This is a genomic window from Streptomyces sp. NPDC004658 (genome assembly GCF_040609555.1).
Classification (GTDB): domain Bacteria; phylum Actinomycetota; class Actinomycetes; order Streptomycetales; family Streptomycetaceae; genus Streptomyces.
The window spans coordinates 1-18,085 of record NZ_JBEXKG010000153.1 but is presented as its reverse complement, the minus strand read 5'-3'; the positions used below and the strand labels follow the sequence as shown (position 1 = coordinate 18,085).

Below are 18,085 nucleotides of genomic sequence, written 5' to 3'. Positions count from 1 at the left end.
TTGGCACGCTGTTGAGTTCTCAAGGAACGGTCGCTTCCTTTGTACTCACCCTCTCGGGCTTTCCTCCGGGCGCTTCCCTTCGGTCTTGCGTTTCCGACTCTATCAGATCTTTTCTCGATCCGATTTCCTCGGTGCTTTCCAGGTTCCCGCTCTCGCGTTTGCCTTTCCGGCGGTTCCGACTTTATCAGAAGTTTTTGGCCGGTCGAACCAGCCGCTCATTCCTGAGTAATCGGGGGGTGCTTCTCGAATTGCCACTCAGGACTATCGAGGAAGCTCATAGATTCTATCGGCTGCCGGGGAGCTTGTCCAGCTCCGGGCAACTGTTTGAATCTACCTCCCCACTCCCTCCGTGTCAACGGCTCTCGCGGGGCGAAGAGGAGATTAGCAGCTCACCGGGGTCGAGTGCACATCCGCCGGCCGTCAGGCGGCCGTGGGGACCGACGCGCTGCGGTCCCTCGCTTCGAGATCGCCCGTCTCACCTGCGCGCGCGGCACGCCCGCCCAGCACGTAGACGTACGCCAGGAACGCCAGCTCGGCCACGACTCCGATGCCGATGCGGGCCCAGGTGGGCAGGTCGGAGGGGGTGACGAAGCCTTCGATGGCACCGGAGACGAACAGGACCAGGGCGAGGCCGATGGCCATGCCGACGGCGGCCCGTCCCTCCTCGGCCAGCGCCGCACGCCGCGTGCGCGGGCCGGGGTCGATGACGGTCCAGCCGAGACGCAGGCCCGTACCGGCGGCGACGAAGACCGCGGTCAGCTCGAGCAGGCCGTGGGGGAGGATCAGGCCGAGGAAGGTGTCGAGACGGCCGGCCGAGGACATCAGGCCGAGGCCCACGCCCAGGTTGAGCATGTTCTGGAAGAGGATCCACAGGACGGGCAGTCCCAGGAAGACGCCGAGGACCAGGCACATCGCCGCCGCTTGGGCGTTGTTCGTCCACACCTGGGCGGCGAAGGCGGCTGCCGGATGGCTGGAGTAGTAGGTCTCGTACTCACCGCCGGGCCGGGTCAGCTCGCGCAGCTGGCTGGGTGCCGCGATGGACGACTGCACCTCGGGGTGGGTGCCGATCCACCAGCCCAGGAGGATGGCGACGGCGGTCGAGATCAGCGCGGTGGGCACCCACCAGTGGCGGGTGCGGTACACGGCGGCGGGGAAGCCCTGGCCGAGGAAGCGCGTGACGTCACGCCATGAGGCGCGGCGGGTGCCGGCGACGGTACTGCGCGCGCGTGCCACGAGTTGGCTGAGCCGCCCCGTCAGTTGCGGGTCCGGAGCGCTCGACTGGATGAGGGACAGGTGGGTGGCGGTGCGCTGGTAGAGGGCGACGAGCTCGTCCGCTTCGGCACCGGTGAGCCGGCGTCGGCGGCCGAGGAGCGCATCGAGCCGGTCCCATTCGGCTCGGTGTACGGAGACGAAGACGTCCAGGTCCATCGGGTCTGCCTGCTCCTCGGCTGGTCGTCCACGGCTCGTCGTGGAGCTCGTGCTTGCTGTCAGCTTGTCGTACTGCGGCGCGATGCGCCCTCAGCTTGGCAGACTGGCGGTTCAGGGGGCGGACCAGGGAAGGGCGGCGGGCGTGAGTGAGCTGGTGACGGGCGAGGCGGTGGCGCTCGAACTGCGGCCCGCGAAGCTGCCGAGCAGGGCGCTGGCCGTGTTGTTGGACCTGGTCGTGGCGGTCGTCGCGTACGTCGTCGTGATGATGGTGCTGGCCGTGTCGACGGCTTCGCTGGACGAGGCCGCGCAGCTCGCGCTGTCGATCGCGGCGTTTCTGCTGGTGCTGGTCGGTGGGCCGATAGCCGTCGAGACGCTCAGTCACGGGCGTTCGCTGGGGAAGCTGGCTTTCGGGCTCCGGGTCGTGCGGGACGACGGTGGGCCGATCCGCTTCCGGCACGCGCTGGTGCGGGGCGCGATCGGGGTCGTGGAGATCCTGATGACGTTCGGGGTGGTGGCCTGTATGGCCTCGCTGGTCTCGGCGCGGGGGCGACGGCTCGGGGACGTCTTCGCGGGCACCCTGGTCGTGCGGGAGCGGATACCCGCCGGGCGGGCCGGCTTCGTTCCGCCTCCGCCGCCGTGGCTCGCGGGGCGGTTCGCCGGGCTTGACCTGTCGGCGGTGCCGGACGGGCTGTGGCTCGCCGTCCGGCAGTACCTGACCCGGATGCAGCAGCTCGACCCGCAGGTCTCGGCGGACATGGCGCAGCGGCTCGCGGCCGACCTCGCGGGGCGTACCGGGACACCGGTGCCCGGGGATCTTCCTCCGGCCGCTTTCCTCGCGGCCGTGGTGCACGAGCGGCAGTCCCGTGAGGCCCGGCAGGCGTTCGGGAGGAGCGGCGGTATGCCCTCGGGCGGCTTCGCTGCCCCGGTGGCGGGGCCCGCGGTCCAGCCCGCGGCACCCTCTGCGGTACCGCCGTGGGCACAGCCCCCGGCACCGCAGCTGCCTCAGCCCCCTCTCGCTCCCTCCCCGGCGCCGTCGCGGGAGGAGTCGCGGGCCGACCGGCCGGCCACGGGGTTCGCCCCGCCGGCGTAGCCCGGAGTGCGGTCCCGTCGTGCTCGCCCCGGCCCGGGGTCGACCGGGGCATCGGGGTCAGGGGAATCGTGACGGCGGTGACTGGAGGTCTTCCAGCTCGATCCCGGGCGCCGCGAGGACGACGTCGCCGGCGATGTGGACGGTGTGCCGTTCGCCCGTGTCCAGGGCTGTGACCTGGTATTCGTCCACGGTCAGGGGGCCGTTGTCAGTGGCGTGTGCTTCGCTGTTCACCAGAGCCCAGGACTGGTCCACGGTGCGGGGGGCGAGGACGGGGTCGGTGAAGGCCACGAGGCGGACACGGGTCGCGGCGGACGAGGGGGTGAGGCGCAGGAGCCGGGCGGTGGCGACGAGGAACGCGGGGGACGTGCCGGTGAAGGCGTGGGCGCGCACATTGCCTTCGGTGGCTCGGGTGCCGGTGGGGTCCGTGCGGACCCAGGTGACGCCGTCGAGGGCGGCGCCGCGCACCTGCCAGTCACCCGCGTGGAGTTCGAGACGGATGGGACGGCCGAGGTCGTCCAGGGCGAGGTCGACCGAGCCGCGGTGGTCGCCGGCGGGGCCGGTCAGCCGGGAGACGTAGCGCCAGCCTGACGGGCCGGGGGCGCACTGGAAGTGTTCGTCCGCGAGGGGGGTGTGATCGTGCGGATCGTGGAGCGAATAACGGCCGCGGGGCATGGGGGTCCTGGGTCTTGACGGGCTGATCCGGGCGGCAGGCATGGGTCCGGACGTGATGGGGCGAGGGTCCCGAAGCCCCGGCGCCCGGAAACCCGGGCCGGGAGCCACGGTTCGAATGCCACTGTTCGGTGCCATGAGCCGGTTGCCATGAGCCGGTTTGCCATGGCCCGGTAGGCCACGGGCCGGGTTGCCTGGGGTGAGTGGGCCACGGACCGGGTTCCAACGGTCAGGGCCATGGGGCGGGTGCCATGGGCTGGATGCCATGGGCTGGTGCGATGGGTGAGGGGGCCAAAGGGGCAGGCCCCCCGGCACGGGGGTGCGGGGGGCCTGCCTCGGAGGACCTGCTGCCGGGGAGGTGCGTCGGTGCACCGGCGCACTCCCCCGGCGGGCCGGACTACGGGATCAGCGGATCAGTAGCGGTAGTGGTCCGGCTTGTAGGGGCCGTCGACCTCCACGCCGATGTACGCGGCCTGCTCCGGGCGCAGCTTGGTGAGCTTGACGCCGAGCGCGTCCAGGTGGAGGCGGGCGACCTTCTCGTCGAGGTGCTTGGGCAGCACGTAGACGCCGATCGGGTACGCGTCGGGCTTGGTGAACAGCTCGATCTGGGCCAGCGTCTGGTCCGCGAAGGAGTTGGACATCACGAACGACGGGTGGCCGGTGGCGTTGCCCAGGTTCAGCAGGCGACCCTCGGAGAGGACGATGATCTTCTTGCCGTCGGGGAAGGTCCAGGTGTGGACCTGCGGCTTGACCTCGTCCTTGACGATGCCGGGGATCTTGGCGAGGCCGGCCATGTCGATCTCGTTGTCGAAGTGGCCGATGTTGCCGACGATCGCCTGGTGCTTCATCTTCGCCATGTCCGACGCCAGGATGATGTCCTTGTTGCCGGTCGTGGTGATGAAGATGTCGGCGGTCTCGACGACCTCGTCCAGGGTGGTGACCTGGTAGCCGTCCATCGCCGCCTGCAGGGCGCAGATCGGGTCGATCTCGGTGACGATCACGCGGGCGCCCTGGCCGCGCAGGGACTCGGCGCAGCCCTTGCCCACGTCGCCGTAGCCGCAGACGACGGCGGTCTTGCCGCCGATCAGGACGTCCGTGGCGCGGTTGATGCCGTCGACCAGGGAGTGGCGGCAGCCGTACTTGTTGTCGAACTTCGACTTGGTGACGGCGTCGTTGACGTTGATCGCCGGGAAGAGGAGGACGCCGTCGCGCTGCATCTCGTACAGACGGTGGACGCCGGTGGTGGTCTCCTCGGTGACACCGCGGATCTCCGAGGCCAGCTGGGTCCACTTCTGGGGGTTCTCGCCCAGGGTGCGGTGCAGCAGCTGGAGGATGACGCGGTGCTCGTCGGACTCGGCGGTGTCCAGGGAGGGGACCTCACCGGCCTTCTCGTACTCGACGCCCTTGTGGACGAGGAGGGTGGCGTCGCCGCCGTCGTCCAGGATCATGTTCGGGCCGCCGGTGGGGCTGTCCGGCCAGGTCAGCGCCTGCTCGGTGCACCACCAGTACTCCTCCAGGGTCTCGCCCTTCCAGGCGAAGACCGGGATGCCCTGCGGGTTGTCCGGCGTGCCGTTCGGGCCGACGGCGATCGCGGCGGCGGCGTGGTCCTGGGTGGAGAAGATGTTGCAGGAGGCCCAGCGGACCCGGGCGCCGAGAGCGACCAGGGTCTCGATGAGCACGGCGGTCTGCACGGTCATGTGCAGCGAGCCGGTGATGCGGGCGCCGGCGAGCGGCTGGGCCTCGGCGTACTCCTTGCGGATCGCCATCAGGCCGGGCATCTCGTGCTCGGCGAGGGTGATCTCCTTGCGGCCGAACTCGGCCAGCGAGAGGTCGGCGACCTTGAAGTCCTGTCGGTTCTCGACAGTCGTCATTACGAGCTGCTCCTCGGGGTTGGGGCGAGGTGGGTACGGCTGGTCTGCGCGGCGGCGGACACAGGGGTGCCCGAGAAGAGGACACAGGCATGCCCACGTACGCGCAGCGCAGTCCGTCGGAGGCCCTCTCTCCCTCGGTCGGTCCGCGGGGGACCGCCCGACCGCCATCAGCAGCGACGTCTGGCTCCGTCCCAAGCTACACCGGACGGCCCGGTAGGCCCCAGTCCGCCTGAGCATTCGACGGGTCGTATGCGAGGCGTTCTCGGGCGGGGTGCCGCTTTCGAGGAGCGGACGGCATCCCGGTCGTACGGATCACTGGGCGCCGGTCACGTGCACAGATCACTCCGCTCCTTCTCCTTTGCCATCCCTTTACAACCCGCCCGGGGGCCCGGTCGTCTCTCCGCACGACCGATCACCACCGCCCCCCGAGGGAGATACACCATGCGCCGAAGCGGCCTCACCACCCTGGCTCTCGCCTGCACCGCCGTCCTGGCGGCAAGCGCACCCGCCTTCGCCGCCGCCAGTGCGACACCCAGCCCGGTCCCCTCCACAGCACCTTCCTCGATGCCTTCCGCCGCCCCCTCCGCCTCCCCGACCCTCCCGGGCAGCGCGCCCACGGCCGTCCCGTCCGCCGCGCCCTCGCCGGGCCAGGTCTCGGTGGTGCCGAGCGGCGCCCCGAACACGGGGGTCGCGGCCCCCGCCGAGTCCCACACCGGCCTGATCGGCGGGGGAGCCGCCGCGCTGCTCGTGGCGGGCGGCGCCGGTTTCGTCGTACGGCGCCGACGGGCGACCGGAGCGTGAGCCCGCTGACCCGGCGGACGTTCACCGGGACGGCGGCGGCGGCACTGCTCACCGCCTGCGCCGCGCCGAAGCCCCGCCCGGCCGCGCGCGAGGACACCTCCCCGCTGCCGGCCGGCACTCCGGCCCCGGTCCGCCTCCTCGTCCCGGCCATCGGCGTGGACACCCCCGTCATCCGGCTGGGCCTGGCGGCGGACGGCACGGTGGAGGTGCCGCCCGTCACCGCGCACGACCGGGCGGGCTGGTACCGGTACTCACCGGTGCCGGGCCGCACCGGTCCCTCGGTCCTGCTCGGCCATGTCACCGTCGGCCGCTACGGCGACGGTGTCTTCCGCCACCTGGCCCGGCTGCGCCGGGGTGACCGCGTCACCACGCGCCTGACGGACGGCTCGGCACCGGCGTTCACGGTGACCGCCGTACGGACCGTCGCCAAGTCGCGCTTTCCCACGGCCGAGGTGTACGGCGACGTGGGCCGCCCCGTGCTGCGTCTGATCACCTGCGGGGGCCGGCGCACGGACGACGGCTACCCCGACAACGTCATCGTCTTCGCGGAACTGGAGCACGGTGGGTCGTGACCGAGAGGCGTCCGAACTGTTCGCCGTCTTCTACCCCCGCCTCGCCGGCTGGTGCCGCCGTCTCGTCGACGACGACGAGACGGCCCACGAGATCGCGTCGGAGGCGTTCACCCGGCTGTGGGCCCGCTGGACGAAGGTCGAGGAGCCCCGCGGGTTCCTCTACGTCACCGCGGCCAACCTCGTCAGGGACCACTGGCGCAGACAGGAACGCGAACGCAAGGCGGTACGCCGAGCGGGCGCTCAGGCGGCCCCGCACACCGTGCAGACGGACCCCTCCATCCGCCTGTTGGTGCAGTCCCTGCCCCGGCGGCTGCGGGTGCCGATCCTCCTGCACTACTACGCTGACATGCCGATCCGGGAGGTCTCGGTGCTGACCGGGCGGAAGGAAGGAACCGTCAAGGCCGACCTGCACGCGGCACGCGAGCTGCTCCGCGTCCACCTGAGGAGAAGTCTTGACCACTCGTTTTGACGACGACGGCCGCCGGGACGACGACCCCCTCGCGGTGCTGCTGCGGCTGCCCTCCGGGCACCTCCCCGCACCCCCCGGCCACTTCCGCGTACTGCGCCGCGTGGCGGCCAGGCGCCGCCTGCTGCGCGCGGCGGCCACCACGGCGGTCTGCTGCGCGGCGGCCACGCTGCTCACCCTCCCCTTCCATCGGGGCTCGCCCCCGGCCCGCACACCGCCTGCGGCCCCGCCCCCGGTGACCACCCCGGCGCACCCCAGCGTCAGCCCGAGCCCCAGCGCCGGCACGGCATCCCCCACTCCCGCGCCGTCGGCGTCCCCGTCGGCACCCCCTTCGGCGACCCTGACCACGACTCCGAGGCCGTGACACGCGCGGCGGCATCCGGCGTCCGGGCCGGCCGGGCGTCGAGCACGGCGTTCACGCAGGACCGCTAGGCTCCGCGCCGCGGATGGTCCGCGTGGGGAGGACGGGGCATGGCGGGCAGAGGGCGGGGACTGGGGATCGCGGCGCTGGTGGTGGGGCTGCTGGGTGTGGTGCTGGCCGGGGGTGCCTTCGGGTACGGACGCGGTGCGTACGGCACGGGCGTGCAGCCGAGCCGGAGCATGGAGCCGACGTACCAGCGGGGTGACCGGATCATCTGGGAGCGGGTGGACGGGAGCGAGGTGCGGCGCGGTGACGTCGTGGTGTTCTCGGCGCCGGGGCGCTACCGGTCCGGGGGTGTCCTGATGCAGCGGGTGATCGGCGTGGGCGGTGACCGTGTGGCGTGCTGCACGACCGTGGGTTCCCAGGAGCGGGTCACGGTCAACGGCAGGCCGGTGGAGGAGCCGTACGTCTACGGGGGCGACGCCGACGGAGTGCACCGGCCGTACGACGTGAAGGTGCCGCCCGGCCGGCTGTTCCTGATGGGTGACCGCCGGTCCGACTCGATGGACTCCCGTTTCTTCGCCGCCGATCACGGCGGGACGGTTCCGGTGGACGCCGTGCGGGGGCGGGTGACGGACGACCGTACGGGCCCGGCGCTGCTGGGCCTGGCTCTGCTGCTGGGCGCTGTCCTGGTCGTCATCGGTGCCGGGCTGGGGATCGCCGCGCTGGTGGTGCGGCGGCGGAAGGCGCCGACGGTGCCGCCGGCGCCCTGGCCCGTGCGGCCGGCCCAGGGCTGAGGGCCGTAGCGCGCAGGTTCCTCAGTGCCCCGCGGGGTGCGGGGTCGGGCCGCCCGGGGTGGCCTCCGGGTCCGGGCCCTTGGTGGCCTCGGCCTCGCTGTAGATGTCCGGTTCCAGGTAGATGACGCGGGCGATGGGGACGGCGGCGCGGATGCGGGCCTCGGCGGCGTTGATGGCGGTCGCGACCTCGGTGGCCGTGTCGTCGTGCTTCACGCCGATCTTGGCCGCGACCAGCAGCTCCTCCGGGCCGAGGTGCAGGGTGCGCATGTGGATGATGCGGGTGACCGTGTCGCCGCCGACGATCGCGGCCTCGATCTTCTTGATGTCGTCGAGGCCGGCGGCCTCACCGAGCAGCAGCGACTTGGTCTCGGCGGCCAGGACGAGGGCGATCAGGACGAGCAGGACACCGATGCAGAGGGTGCCGATGCCGTCCCAGACGCCGTCGCCGGTGAGCAGGGAGAGGCCGACGCCGCCGAGGGCGAGGAGCAGACCGATGAGCGCGCCGAAGTCCTCCAGCAGGACGACGGGCAGCTCGGGTGCCTTGGCGCGGCGGATGAACTCCTTCCAGGAGAGCGTGCCGCGCAGGCCGTTGGACTCCTTGATGGCCGTGCGGAAGGAGAAGCCCTCGGCGACGATCGCGAAGACGAGGACGCCGACCGGCCAGTACCAGTGCTCCAGGTCGTGCGGGTGGCGGACCTTCTCGTAGCCCTCGTAGATGGCGAACATGCCGCCGATGGAGAACAGGACGATCGAGACGAGGAAGGCGTAGATGAACCGCTCGCGGCCGTAGCCGAAGGGGTGCTGCGGGCTCGCCTGGCGCTGCGCCTTCTTGCCGCCGACGAGCAGCAGGAACTGGTTGCCGGAGTCGGCGAGCGAGTGGACGCCCTCGGCGAGCATCGAGGAGGAGCCGCTGAACGCGAACGCCACGAACTTCGATGCCGCGATGGCGAGGTTGGCGCCGAGTGCCGCCACGATCGCCTTGGTACCGCCTGACGCGCTCATGTGTTCGCGTTGTCCCTTCGCCTCTGTCGTCTCGGTGCGTACGTCCGGACGAGTGCCCGGCTTTGCCCGGCCTTTGCCGGTGGGCCATTCTTGCAGCCCGGCCGGGCACTGGTGCGTCAGGTATCCACAACCCCGGTCATATGATCCACAGGCTGTCCACAGCCCCGGTCATACGATCACGGTGGCGCGGAAGACGGTGCCCGCGCCCGAGATCTTTGCCCGCTCGCCGGCCGGGACGAAGACCGACTGACCGGGACGCAGTTCGTGCTCGCCCGCGCGGACGGTACCGGCCGTGCAGAGCAGGATCTGCGGGGTGTCCCGGGTGAGGTCGTGGGCGGCGCCGCCCTCGGGGAGGACGTACCGGGAGAGCCGGAACTCGTCGATCGGGGTCTCGTAGACCTCCTCGCCGTCCTCGGAGGCCTCCGGGCGCAGCACGCCCGGGTCGCTCGGCTCGAAGCGGACGACGCGCAGGAGTTCGGGGACGTCGACGTGCTTCGGGGTCAGGCCGCAGCGCAGGACGTTGTCGGAGTTGGCCATGATCTCGACGCCGAGACCGCTGAGGTAGGCGTGCGGGATGCCGGCGCCGAGGAACAGGGCCTCGCCGGGCTGGAGCCGGACGTGGTTGAGCAGCATGGCCGCGATGACGCCGGGGTCGCCCGGGTAGTGGTGGGCGATGTCGGCGTAGGGGGCGTAGGCGCCGCCGAGGCGGGTGCAGGCGGCGGTGGCCTCGGCGACCGTGTGGGCCATCTCCTCGGGGTCGGCGCTGAGGATCGCGGTGAGGACCTCCCGCAGGGCCGCGTCCGCGGGGTGGGCGTGCAGCAGGTCGACGTACGGCTTGAGGGAGTCGACGCCGAGCCCGTCGAGCAGGCCGGCGGCCCCGACCGGGTCGCGGAAGCCGCACAGGCCGTCGAACTCGGTGAGGGCGCAGATCAGTTCGGGCTTGTGGTTGGCGTCCTTGTAGTTGCGGTACGGGGCGTCGACCGGGATGCCGCGCCGCTCTTCGTCGGCGTACCCCTCCTCGGCCTGCTTCAGGTCGGGGTGCACCTGGAGGGACAGGGGCGCGCCGGCGGCGAGGATCTTGAGCAGGAACGGCAGGTGGGGGCCGAACCTGGCGACCGCGCGGGTGCCGAGTTCCCGTTCCGGGTCCGCCTCGATGACGTCGACGAGGGTCCCGCGCGCGGTGCGTGACGGGGCGCCCGGGTGCGCGCCCATCCACATCTCCGCCTGGGGTTCGCCGGTCGGCTCGACGCCGAGGAGGTGCGGGATGGCGGTGGTCGAACCCCAGGCGTAGGGGCGGATGGTGTTGTCGAGGCGGTCCATGTGTCTTCTCTGTCTCCGTACGTACGCTGCTCGGCCGCGCCGGCGACTGTGCCGGTCGCGGCGCCGGGGGCGGGCTCGGGTCGTCCGGCCCGCGGCAAGATCAGGCCCCGGAAGCGAGCGCCAGGTAAACGGCGGCGAAATCCGTGACGGCGATCAGTTCCGCGAGGGTCTCCAGTTCGCCGCCCTCCTCCGGTTCGAGTTCGCTGATCGCCGTGTCGTGGCTGAGGGCCACGTCGCGGGCGGCGGGGGCGGCGGTGAGGCCGGTGATCGGCCGGTCGCGGAGCAGCACCACGCGCGCGTGCAGCGCGGGCGGCTCCTCGACGCGGTCGCGGAAGAAGTCGTCCGGGTCGGCGCTGGCGGCGAGCGGGCCGGCCAGCAGGGCACCGTGCGCGGCCAGCGCCTCGGGCAGTTCGGCGACCAGGGCGGGGCGGCCGGCGAGTTCGGCGAGCGCAGCGGCGAAGCGGCGGCCCGCCGGACCGGCCGAGACACCTTCCGTCCACACCAGAGGCAGCGCGTCGGCGAGTTCGGCTGCCAGGGTCTTCGCCGGGTTGCTGTAGGTCGCGATGGCGGGGCCGCAGCGCTCGGCGATGTGGTCGAGGCGGTCGGCGACCTTCTCCAGGGCGTCCGGCGGGGCGGTGATCAGGCCGATGCGGTCCAGGAGCGCGAGCAGCGGGGTCAGCAGCGCCCAGAAGACGCCCGGGGAGGAGGCGGCGAGCGGTTCCTCCTGGTCGTACGGCGCCGTGGCCATCGGTACGAACAGGCCGTGCGCGCCGGCGACCGCTTCGGCGAGCGGGGTGCGGGGCGGGGCCACGGCGACGACGGAGCAGCCGCGGCGGTAGGCCTGGTCGGCGAGGAGGGACAGGCTCGGTTCGGTGCCGTCCGGGGTCGCGATCAGCAGCAGGTCCACGGAGCCGGCCCAGCCCGGGAGTTCCCAGCGCAGGGCGCCCGCGGCCGGGGCGACGCCGGTGGGGGCGAGCCGCACGACGGGGCTGCCGGGGCCGGCCAGGGTGCCGAGGAGGTCGGCGGTGTGGGTGGCGGCGGCGCCGGGGCCCGCGATGAGGACCGCGCGGGGGCGGCCGTCGGGCTTGAGCTCGCCGACGCCGGCCTCGGGGGCGTGCCGGGCGGCGGTGCGGACGCGGGCGCCGGCCTCCGCCGCGCCGCGGAGCAGACCCCGGCGGTCGGCCTCGGCGAGGCCTTCCGGGGTGTCGAGCAGCGATTCGTCCAGCATGGGCGGCAGCCTCCGATCGCCGGGATCCTGGGGTGCTACGAGGTGACGGTGCTCGTCACTCGGGGCGGCGGGCCTCGTCGACCAGCAGGACCGGGATGCCGTCGCGTACCGGGTAGGCGAGGCCGCAGTCCTGGCCCGTGCAGATCAGCTCGGTGTCCTGCTCCTTCAGAGGGGCGTGGCAGGCCGGGCAGGCGAGGATCTCCAGGAGACCGGCTTCGAGCGGCATGGGCTGTCCCTTCGGAGGGCGTACGGGTGTTTGTGCATATGCCTGGTCAGCGTACCGCTCATGGGCAGACCGCTCAGCCCCTGATGATCGCCAGGGCCTCGTCGCGGATCTTCGTCATGGTGGCCTCGTCCTTCGCCTCGGCGTTCAGGCGGAGAAGGGGCTCCGTGTTGGACGGGCGGACGTTGAACCACCAGTCGGCCGCGGCGACCGTGAGGCCGTCGAGGTCGTCCAGGGTGACGCCGGCGCGCCCCTCGTACGCGGTGCGGATCGCGGCGAGGCGGGCGGACTGGTCGGCGACGGTGGAGTTGATCTCGCCGGAGCCGGCGTAGCGGTCGTACTGGGCGACCAGGGCGGACAGCGGGCCCTCCTGGCCGCCGAGGGCGGCGAGGACGTGCAGGGCGGCCAGCATGCCCGTGTCGGCGTTCCAGAAGTCCTTGAAGTAGTAGTGGGCGGAGTGCTCGCCGCCGAAGATCGCGCCGCTGCGGGCCATCTCCGCCTTGATGAAGGAGTGGCCGACGCGGGTGCGGACGGGGGTGCCGCCGTTCTCCTTCACCACCTCCGGGACCGTGCGGGACGTGATCAGGTTGTGGATGACCGTGCCCGTGCCGCCGTTGCGGGCGAGTTCGCGCGCGGCGACCAGCGCGGTGATGGCGGACGGGGAGACGGGGTCGCCGTGCTCGTCGACGACGAAGCAGCGGTCGGCGTCGCCGTCGAAGGCGATGCCGAGGTCGGCGCCCTCCACCGGGACCCGCTTCTGCAGGTCCACGAGGTTGGCCGGGTCGAGGGGGTTGGCCTCGTGGTTCGGGAAGGTGCCGTCCAGTTCGAAGTACATCGGGACGAGGGTCAGGGGCAGGCCGGCGAAGACCGGGGGGACCGTGTGGCCGCCCATGCCGTTGCCGGCGTCGACCACGACCTTCAGGGGGCGGATGGCGGTGAGGTCGACCAGGGAGCGCAGGTGCGCCGCGTAGTCCTCCAACGTCTCGCGCGCGGAGAGGGTTCCCGGCCGGTCCACCGGGTCCGGGGCGCCCTCCGCCAGCCAGCGCTCGACCAGTTCGCGGATCTGCGCGAGCCCCGTGTCCTGGCCGACGGGCGCGGCGCCCGCGCGGCACAGCTTGATGCCGTTGTACTGGGCCGGGTTGTGGGAGGCCGTGAACATCGCGCCCGGCAGGTTCAGCGCGCCGGAGGCGTAGTACAGCTGGTCCGTGGAGCACAGGCCGATCTCCGTGACGTCCGCACCGCGGTCCGCCGCGCCGCGCGCGAAGGCGCGGGAGAGGCCGGGGGACGAGGGCCGCATGTCGTGGCCGACGACGACGGCCGCCGCTCCCGTCACCTCCGCGAAGGCGGCGCCGAAGAGTCCGGCCAGTGTCTCGTCCCACTGGTCCGGGACCACTCCGCGCACGTCGTACGCCTTCACGATCTGCGACAGATCAGCAGTCACGGCCAACCCTCCTGAAGTCCTATGGGTGCCCACAAACTACCCGCCGGGCGTGAGGGCGCGGTGTGCGGACACCGGGTGGACGCGCGGTGGCCCCGTTTCCGTAACGCCGGGGTGGGCCGGACCGTCACGCGGGGCGGGGGTGGCGTGGGGTGGCGGTCGGCCGTGGCGCACGCCGGGGCCCGAGGGGCGGGGCGCGTCGGTCCTGGCGCTCAGTTGTCCGGGGAGCGCAGGACCCTCAGGTGGCCGCGGCGGGCGACCTCCATGGGGTCGGCGGCGCGGGATCCGCCGCCGCCCGCCTCGGCCGCGCGCTCCTGCGGGCGGGCCGCCTCGCGCACGGCGTTGGCAAGCGCTTCCAGATCGTCTCCGCTGGGCCGCGCGGGCGCGGAGGCGTCGAGGAGTCGTACGACCTCCCAGCCGCGCGGGGCGGTGAGGCGCTCGGAGTGCTCGGCGCACAGGTCGTAGCAGTGGGGTTCGGCGTAGGTGGCGAGCGGGCCGAGGACCGCGGTCGAGTCGGCGTAGACGTACGTCAGCGTCGCGACGGCGGGTCGGCCGCAGGCGGTGCGCGAACAGCGACGTACAGGGCTCACGACGTTGGACGGTACCGCACTCTTGAGCGGGCCGCGACGACTCTCCACCAGGTCACTCCCCCGTGTCGTGCTGTGAAACGCCCCACACACCCCTTTGAGCGGACTTCGTTGACCTGCATGGACGCAGGTCCGGTGCGCGCCGGACAGGACCGCATCCGGTCAGGAGTCGGCACAAAGACCGTCAATTGCCTTGAGTTCGGCGGTCTCGGAGAGTTACGGAAACGAGCCAGACCTTGGCCGAAATGGTCATCCTGTGTCATGCGGAGGCAGGGGCCGGTTGCCGCGCGGAGCCGCACGCGCGGAGGGCGCGGGGACTACCCTTCACCAGTGATGGACAACCGTGTACCGCCCCGTGCCGCCGGCCCCGGGCCCCGCCGCCGTGATCGCCACGGGCGAGGCATGCGAGGGCCGATCGCGCCCCCGCAGGTGCCGCTGGCGGCCAGCCGTGCCGAGGTGTTCGCCGACCTGGTGCAGGACTCCGTGGAACGCCTTGAGCGGCGGTGGCCGCAGCTGGCCGACATCGACTTCCTGGTGCTGGAGGTGCCCCGGTTGCAGGGGCACGGGGATCAGGTGGCGTGGGCGGACGATGCCGTTCCGCTCGGTGGGGTGGTCCCCGCGCGGGACGGGCGGCGGGCCCGGGTGGTGGTGTACCGGCGGCCGGTGGAGATCCGGACCAAGGGGCGCGACGAGCGCGCCGCGCTGGTGCACGAGGTGGTCGTGGAGCAGGTGGCCGAGCTGCTGGGGCTGACGCCGGAGACCGTGGACCCCCGGTACGGGGAGGACTAGGCGCCTTCGCCGGTCCGGTGCCGGGCGGGGGCGGGGCCGCTCGACGGCGGCCGGCCGCCCCGGCCCCTCACTTCTGCAGGATCGACAGATCCTGCTCCGTTGTCGGTACCGACACCGTTCCGCGGTCGTTCGAGAGGGTCTGGATGGTGAAGCCGGGGACGCCCCCCTCGGTGGCCGCGAGGGTGCGGGAGGCGTAGACGGGGGCACCGGAGACCTGTTCGACCGTGAGGGCGTACGTGCCCTTCAGGCCCGCCGGGGCGGGGACGTCGACGTTCTGGGTGGTGCCGGACTTGATCGTGTACGTCTTGGTCACCGGGGTCCCGCCCTCGCTGCCCGCCGACGCCGTCACCTTGACCGTGGCCGTGCCGGTGGGGGCCGTCAGGGCGAGCGTCGTGCCCTTCGCGCTGTTGTCGGCGGAGGTCGCGCGCGTGCCGACGGCGGCCGCGGCCGGGATGAACGCCGTCTCCTTCTTGTCGCCCTTGCCGCGCACCACCTCGAGCGCCGCGACCACCGGGACCGCCTGGTCGGTGGGCGTGAGGACCAGGGAACCGGCCTCCCCACGGGTGACGTCGCCGAGGTCGACCGCCGTGGTCATGCCGGACTTCACGTGCACCGTCTCGTGGCCGGCCGGGGTGATCAGGCCGTCGGGGAAGGCCAGGCGGACCTTCAGGTCGGCGTCGTCGTCGCCGGGGGTGAAGGCGATCAGACGGACGTCGGTGGCGTCCTTGGGGATGCCGGGCAGGACCTGGCTGCCGGCCGGGTCGGCGGCAGCGGCCAGCCAGTCCCCGCCGGCCTTGTCGTCCAGGGCCTGCACGGCCGCGCCGACCCGGCCGCTGCGCACGCTGACGTGCACGGTCAGACCGGCCTGCCGCTCGTCGGTGAGCGTCGAGAGCAGGACGGGCTCGCTCGCGTGCGGCTTGACGGTGAGGTTCTCGCCCAGCGGGGACTTGATCGCGCCGTCCTTGCCGTACAGCTCGATGTCCACCACGGCGGCGGAGTCGTCGGGGTTGGTCAGGTGGACGTAGTCGGTGCGGCCGGTGGCGGTGCTGGCGCCGGGGAACCAGAACTCGGTGTCCGGGCCGGTGCAGTTGACGCCCAGCAGGCCCCGGCCGTTGCCCGCGGCGACCTCGGTGGTCTCCTGCACGGTCCAGCCCGGCGCGAAGCCGCCGTCCGCGGTGCCGATCAGCGCGGGTGCCTCGGCGCCGGAGGTCTCGCCGGTGGCCGGCGTGCCCGGCGTCTTCGGGGTGAGCACCGGCTCGTCGGTCTTCTTCCCGGCGCCCTTGCCCTTCCGGCTGCCGTCCGTGCCGTCGGCCGACTGCCCGCCGGCCGCCTGGAGCCGGGCCTTGCCGCCGCTCCCGCTGCCCTGGGTGACGGGCGTGAACGACGTGTACGCCGTGTCGGCGATGTCCGACATGCTCGGCGCCGGGCAGAGCAGGCTGGTGCGCTCCACGGGCAGCCGGGCCGCCGCGCGGGGGGCGGCACCGGACGCGGACGGCGACTCGAACGCGGCGAACGCGGTGACGGCGGCCAGCGCGGCCGTGCCGGCGAACAGGGACAGGGTGGTGCGGTTCACTGCTGGCTCCCGTCGGGGCGCTGGCTGCCGGTGCCGTGGGGGTGCTGGGACGGGTCGTAGCCCTGCTGGGCCGGGTCGTACGCCGGGTCGTAGCCCTGCTGGTAGGCCGCCGGGTCGTACGGCGTCTGACCGGGGGCGCCGCTGTAGCCGTACGGGTCGTACGGCGCCGTCTGGTAGGGGTCGGACTGCTGGTACGGCTGCTGGTACTGCTGCTGCTCGTAGCCGGTCGCGGTCTGGTACGGGTCCGTGCCGTAAGCGGCGTTCCCGGCGTTCCCGTACGTGGCCGGGTCCCACTCGTCGTACGCCTGCTGGTGCGGTACGGCGGCCGGGGGCTGCTCGGGCTGCGCGGGCGTGCCGGGCTGCTCCTCGGCGGCGGCTTCCTCCGCCTGGGCGCGCAGACGGCGGGCGCGGCGGCCCTCGCCCGCGGTGGCCTGGGCGGGCAGGGGCTGCTCCTCGGGCAGGTCGTCGTCGACGTCGCGGCGACGGCCGGGCAGGGCGAGGACGACCAGGACGACGGCCAGCGCACCCTGGGCCCAGAGCCAGGCCGTGTGGGCGATCGGGGCGTCGTAGGTGACGTCCAGCCGGCCTCCGCCGGAGGGCAGTTGGAAGCCCTGGGCCCAGCCGTCGACGGTGGTCCGGGTGAGCGGCTTGCCGTCGAGGGTGGCCGTCCAGCCGTCGGCGGCGCTGTCGGCGAGACGCAGGACGCGGCCGGCGGGGCCGGAGGGGATCGTCGTGTGGATCTCGACCGGTCCCGCGGTGACCGGCCGGGCCTTGCCCGAGCCGGAGGCGGGCACGATGGCCGCGCGGCCGACCTGCTGGTCGACGCGCCACAGGGCACTGCCGTTCTGCTGGCTGAGCCGGGACAGGCCGGGGGTGGCGTCGAGGACGCGGGTGATGTCGCGGGGGGCGCCCTTGTGGACGAGGACGTAGCGCACGGCGAAGCCGCCGAGTTCGTCGGCCTGGTCGGCGCCGGAGCCGGCGACGAGGTTGGCGACGGTCTTGTCCAGGCGGGCGTTGCCGCCGTCGGCGGCGGTGAGTTCGGCGTCGCCCATGCGGGCGCCCGAGCCGCGGACCAGGGTGTAGCGCACGCGCGCGGTGGAGTCGCTGTCGAGGACCAGGGTGCGGGCCTGGTCGCCGCCGCTGGAGTCCTCGGCGACGAACGCGGGCACCTGGGCCGGGTCGCGGCGCTCCAGCGGGCCGTCGGCGCCGCGGAGCATCCAGCCGGTGGCGACGAGCAGGGGGCCGGCGGCCGAGGCGAAGGCGATGAGGGCGGCGACGGGCTGGCGCCAGCCGAAGCTCTGCTCGGCCACGCGCGCGCGTGCGCCGTCGGCGCCGAGGGCGGCCGCGGCCAGCAGGGCGATGCCGTAGACGAGGGTGGCCGGTCCGGCCCAGGCGGACTTGTTGGACAGGACCGCGAAGACGAGGCCGACCAGGGCGACGGCCCAGGCGACGCGGATGCCGAGCTGCCGCTCGGAGCGCAGGAGGGCGGCGAGCGCGGCCAGCACGATGCCGATGAGCATCAGGCCGTGCACGGTGCCGGGGCCGCCGGGCGCGGCGCCGAGCAGGTCGAGCGCGGAGGCGGCCGAGGGGCCGTACTCCAGGCCGGCCTCCCGGAAGAAGCCGGTCGGCAGGAGGGTCAGCGACCAGGGGGCGAGGAGCAGCAGCGGGGTGCCGAGCTGGGCGAGGAAGCGCAGGCCGTGGGCGACGAGGTCGCCGCGGCGCAGCACCAGTACGCCGAGGCCGAGCAGCAGGGCGATGGGCCAGACGATCGGGGTGAAGGCGGTGGTGACGGTCAGCAGGAGCGCGTACGCCCAGGTGGCGCGCCAGCTCAACCAAATCCGAGTAGAAGGTCCCAAGCACCTCGCAGTCA

The 18,085-nt window shown here is 73.1% G+C and carries 17 protein-coding genes and 1 pseudogene; 7 read left to right on the top strand and 11 right to left on the bottom strand.

All coding sequences use genetic code 11. From position 1 onward, the window contains the following. Positions 1–420: 420 nt before the first annotated feature. Complete coding sequence (locus tag ABZV94_RS33600) at positions 421–1,428, bottom strand: stage II sporulation protein M (protein ID WP_356347228.1); 1,008 nt, start codon at positions 1,426–1,428, stop codon at positions 421–423. A 142-nt stretch (positions 1,429–1,570) separates the two neighbouring features. Here ABZV94_RS33600 and ABZV94_RS33595 point away from each other — a divergent pair, with 142 nt between their 5' ends. After that, a complete protein-coding gene (locus ABZV94_RS33595; protein WP_356347226.1) occupies positions 1,571–2,518 on the top strand; it encodes an RDD family protein in 948 nt (315 codons plus the stop codon). Positions 2,519–2,575: 57 nt separating this feature from the next. Here ABZV94_RS33595 and ABZV94_RS33590 read toward each other — a convergent pair whose 3' ends face one another. Together ABZV94_RS33590 and ahcY are read right to left on the bottom strand one after the other, a co-directional pair. Further along, positions 2,576–3,190 (bottom strand): hypothetical protein, encoded by a 615-nt coding sequence (locus ABZV94_RS33590; protein ID WP_356347224.1) that lies wholly within the window; start codon positions 3,188–3,190, stop codon positions 2,576–2,578. A 410-nt stretch (positions 3,191–3,600) separates the two neighbouring features. Next, positions 3,601–5,058, bottom strand: a complete 1,458-nt coding sequence (gene ahcY, locus ABZV94_RS33585) for an adenosylhomocysteinase (RefSeq protein ID WP_356347222.1) — start codon at positions 5,056–5,058, stop codon at positions 3,601–3,603. Between the two features lie 441 nt (positions 5,059–5,499). On the opposite strand from ahcY, the gene ABZV94_RS33580 reads away from it, so the two are divergent. From ABZV94_RS33580 to lepB, 5 genes are all read left to right on the top strand, one after another. Then, positions 5,500–5,859, top strand: a complete 360-nt coding sequence (locus ABZV94_RS33580; RefSeq protein WP_356347220.1) for a sortase-dependent protein — start codon at positions 5,500–5,502, stop codon at positions 5,857–5,859. Then, positions 5,856–6,431 carry a class F sortase gene (locus ABZV94_RS33575; RefSeq protein ID WP_356347219.1) on the top strand — a complete coding sequence of 192 codons (576 nt, stop codon included), beginning with the start codon at positions 5,856–5,858 and terminating at the stop codon, positions 6,429–6,431. The genes ABZV94_RS33580 and ABZV94_RS33575 overlap by 4 nt, the downstream gene beginning before the upstream one ends. Further along, a complete protein-coding gene (locus tag ABZV94_RS33570) occupies positions 6,421–6,900 on the top strand; it encodes an RNA polymerase sigma factor (protein WP_356347217.1) in 480 nt (159 codons plus the stop codon). The genes ABZV94_RS33575 and ABZV94_RS33570 overlap by 11 nt, the downstream gene beginning before the upstream one ends. Continuing rightward, positions 6,884–7,261 carry a hypothetical protein gene (locus ABZV94_RS33565; protein WP_356347215.1) on the top strand — a complete coding sequence of 126 codons (378 nt, stop codon included), beginning with the start codon at positions 6,884–6,886 and terminating at the stop codon, positions 7,259–7,261. Before ABZV94_RS33570 ends, ABZV94_RS33565 begins: the two co-directional genes overlap by 17 nt. A gap of 107 nt (positions 7,262–7,368) precedes the next feature. Continuing rightward, positions 7,369–8,055 (top strand): signal peptidase I, encoded by a 687-nt coding sequence (lepB, locus tag ABZV94_RS33560; protein WP_356347213.1) that lies wholly within the window; start codon positions 7,369–7,371, stop codon positions 8,053–8,055. Between the two features lie 21 nt (positions 8,056–8,076). Here lepB and ABZV94_RS33555 read toward each other — a convergent pair whose 3' ends face one another. The 6 genes from ABZV94_RS33555 to ABZV94_RS33530 all read right to left on the bottom strand — a co-directional run bounded on the left by ABZV94_RS33555 (position 8,077) and on the right by ABZV94_RS33530 (position 13,904). Continuing rightward, positions 8,077–9,057, bottom strand: a complete 981-nt coding sequence (locus ABZV94_RS33555) for a cation diffusion facilitator family transporter (protein WP_356347211.1) — start codon at positions 9,055–9,057, stop codon at positions 8,077–8,079. Between the two features lie 168 nt (positions 9,058–9,225). Beyond that, a complete protein-coding gene (gene manA / locus ABZV94_RS33550; RefSeq protein WP_356347209.1) occupies positions 9,226–10,377 on the bottom strand; it encodes a mannose-6-phosphate isomerase, class I in 1,152 nt (383 codons plus the stop codon). A 100-nt stretch (positions 10,378–10,477) separates the two neighbouring features. After that, positions 10,478–11,605: an SIS domain-containing protein gene (locus ABZV94_RS33545; RefSeq protein ID WP_356347207.1), complete on the bottom strand. Its 1,128-nt coding sequence runs from the start codon at positions 11,603–11,605 to the stop codon at positions 10,478–10,480. Positions 11,606–11,660: 55 nt separating this feature from the next. After that, complete coding sequence (locus ABZV94_RS33540; protein WP_014673093.1) at positions 11,661–11,831, bottom strand: Trm112 family protein; 171 nt, start codon at positions 11,829–11,831, stop codon at positions 11,661–11,663. 73 nt (positions 11,832–11,904) lie between these two features. Continuing rightward, the gene (locus ABZV94_RS33535; protein WP_356347205.1) at positions 11,905–13,269 is read right to left on the bottom strand and encodes a phosphomannomutase/phosphoglucomutase; all 1,365 of its coding nucleotides are present in this window, start codon (positions 13,267–13,269) and stop codon (positions 11,905–11,907) included. A gap of 209 nt (positions 13,270–13,478) precedes the next feature. Then, positions 13,479–13,904, bottom strand: coding sequence for a DUF3499 domain-containing protein (locus ABZV94_RS33530; protein WP_014673095.1), 426 nt, complete (start codon positions 13,902–13,904; stop codon positions 13,479–13,481). Between the two features lie 351 nt (positions 13,905–14,255). Here ABZV94_RS33530 and ABZV94_RS33525 point away from each other — a divergent pair, with 351 nt between their 5' ends. Further along, positions 14,256–14,642 (top strand): metallopeptidase family protein, encoded by a 387-nt coding sequence (locus tag ABZV94_RS33525; RefSeq protein WP_356347203.1) that lies wholly within the window; start codon positions 14,256–14,258, stop codon positions 14,640–14,642. Positions 14,643–14,709: 67 nt separating this feature from the next. Here ABZV94_RS33525 and ABZV94_RS33520 read toward each other — a convergent pair whose 3' ends face one another. Together ABZV94_RS33520 and ABZV94_RS33515 are read right to left on the bottom strand one after the other, a co-directional pair. Beyond that, positions 14,710–16,215, bottom strand: a complete 1,506-nt coding sequence (locus ABZV94_RS33520) for a DUF5719 family protein (protein WP_356347202.1) — start codon at positions 16,213–16,215, stop codon at positions 14,710–14,712. Further along, positions 16,212–18,085: pseudogene (locus ABZV94_RS33515) on the bottom strand (family 2 glycosyl transferase); the annotation flags it as partial. The pseudogene ABZV94_RS33515 and the gene ABZV94_RS33520, both read right to left, overlap by 4 nt.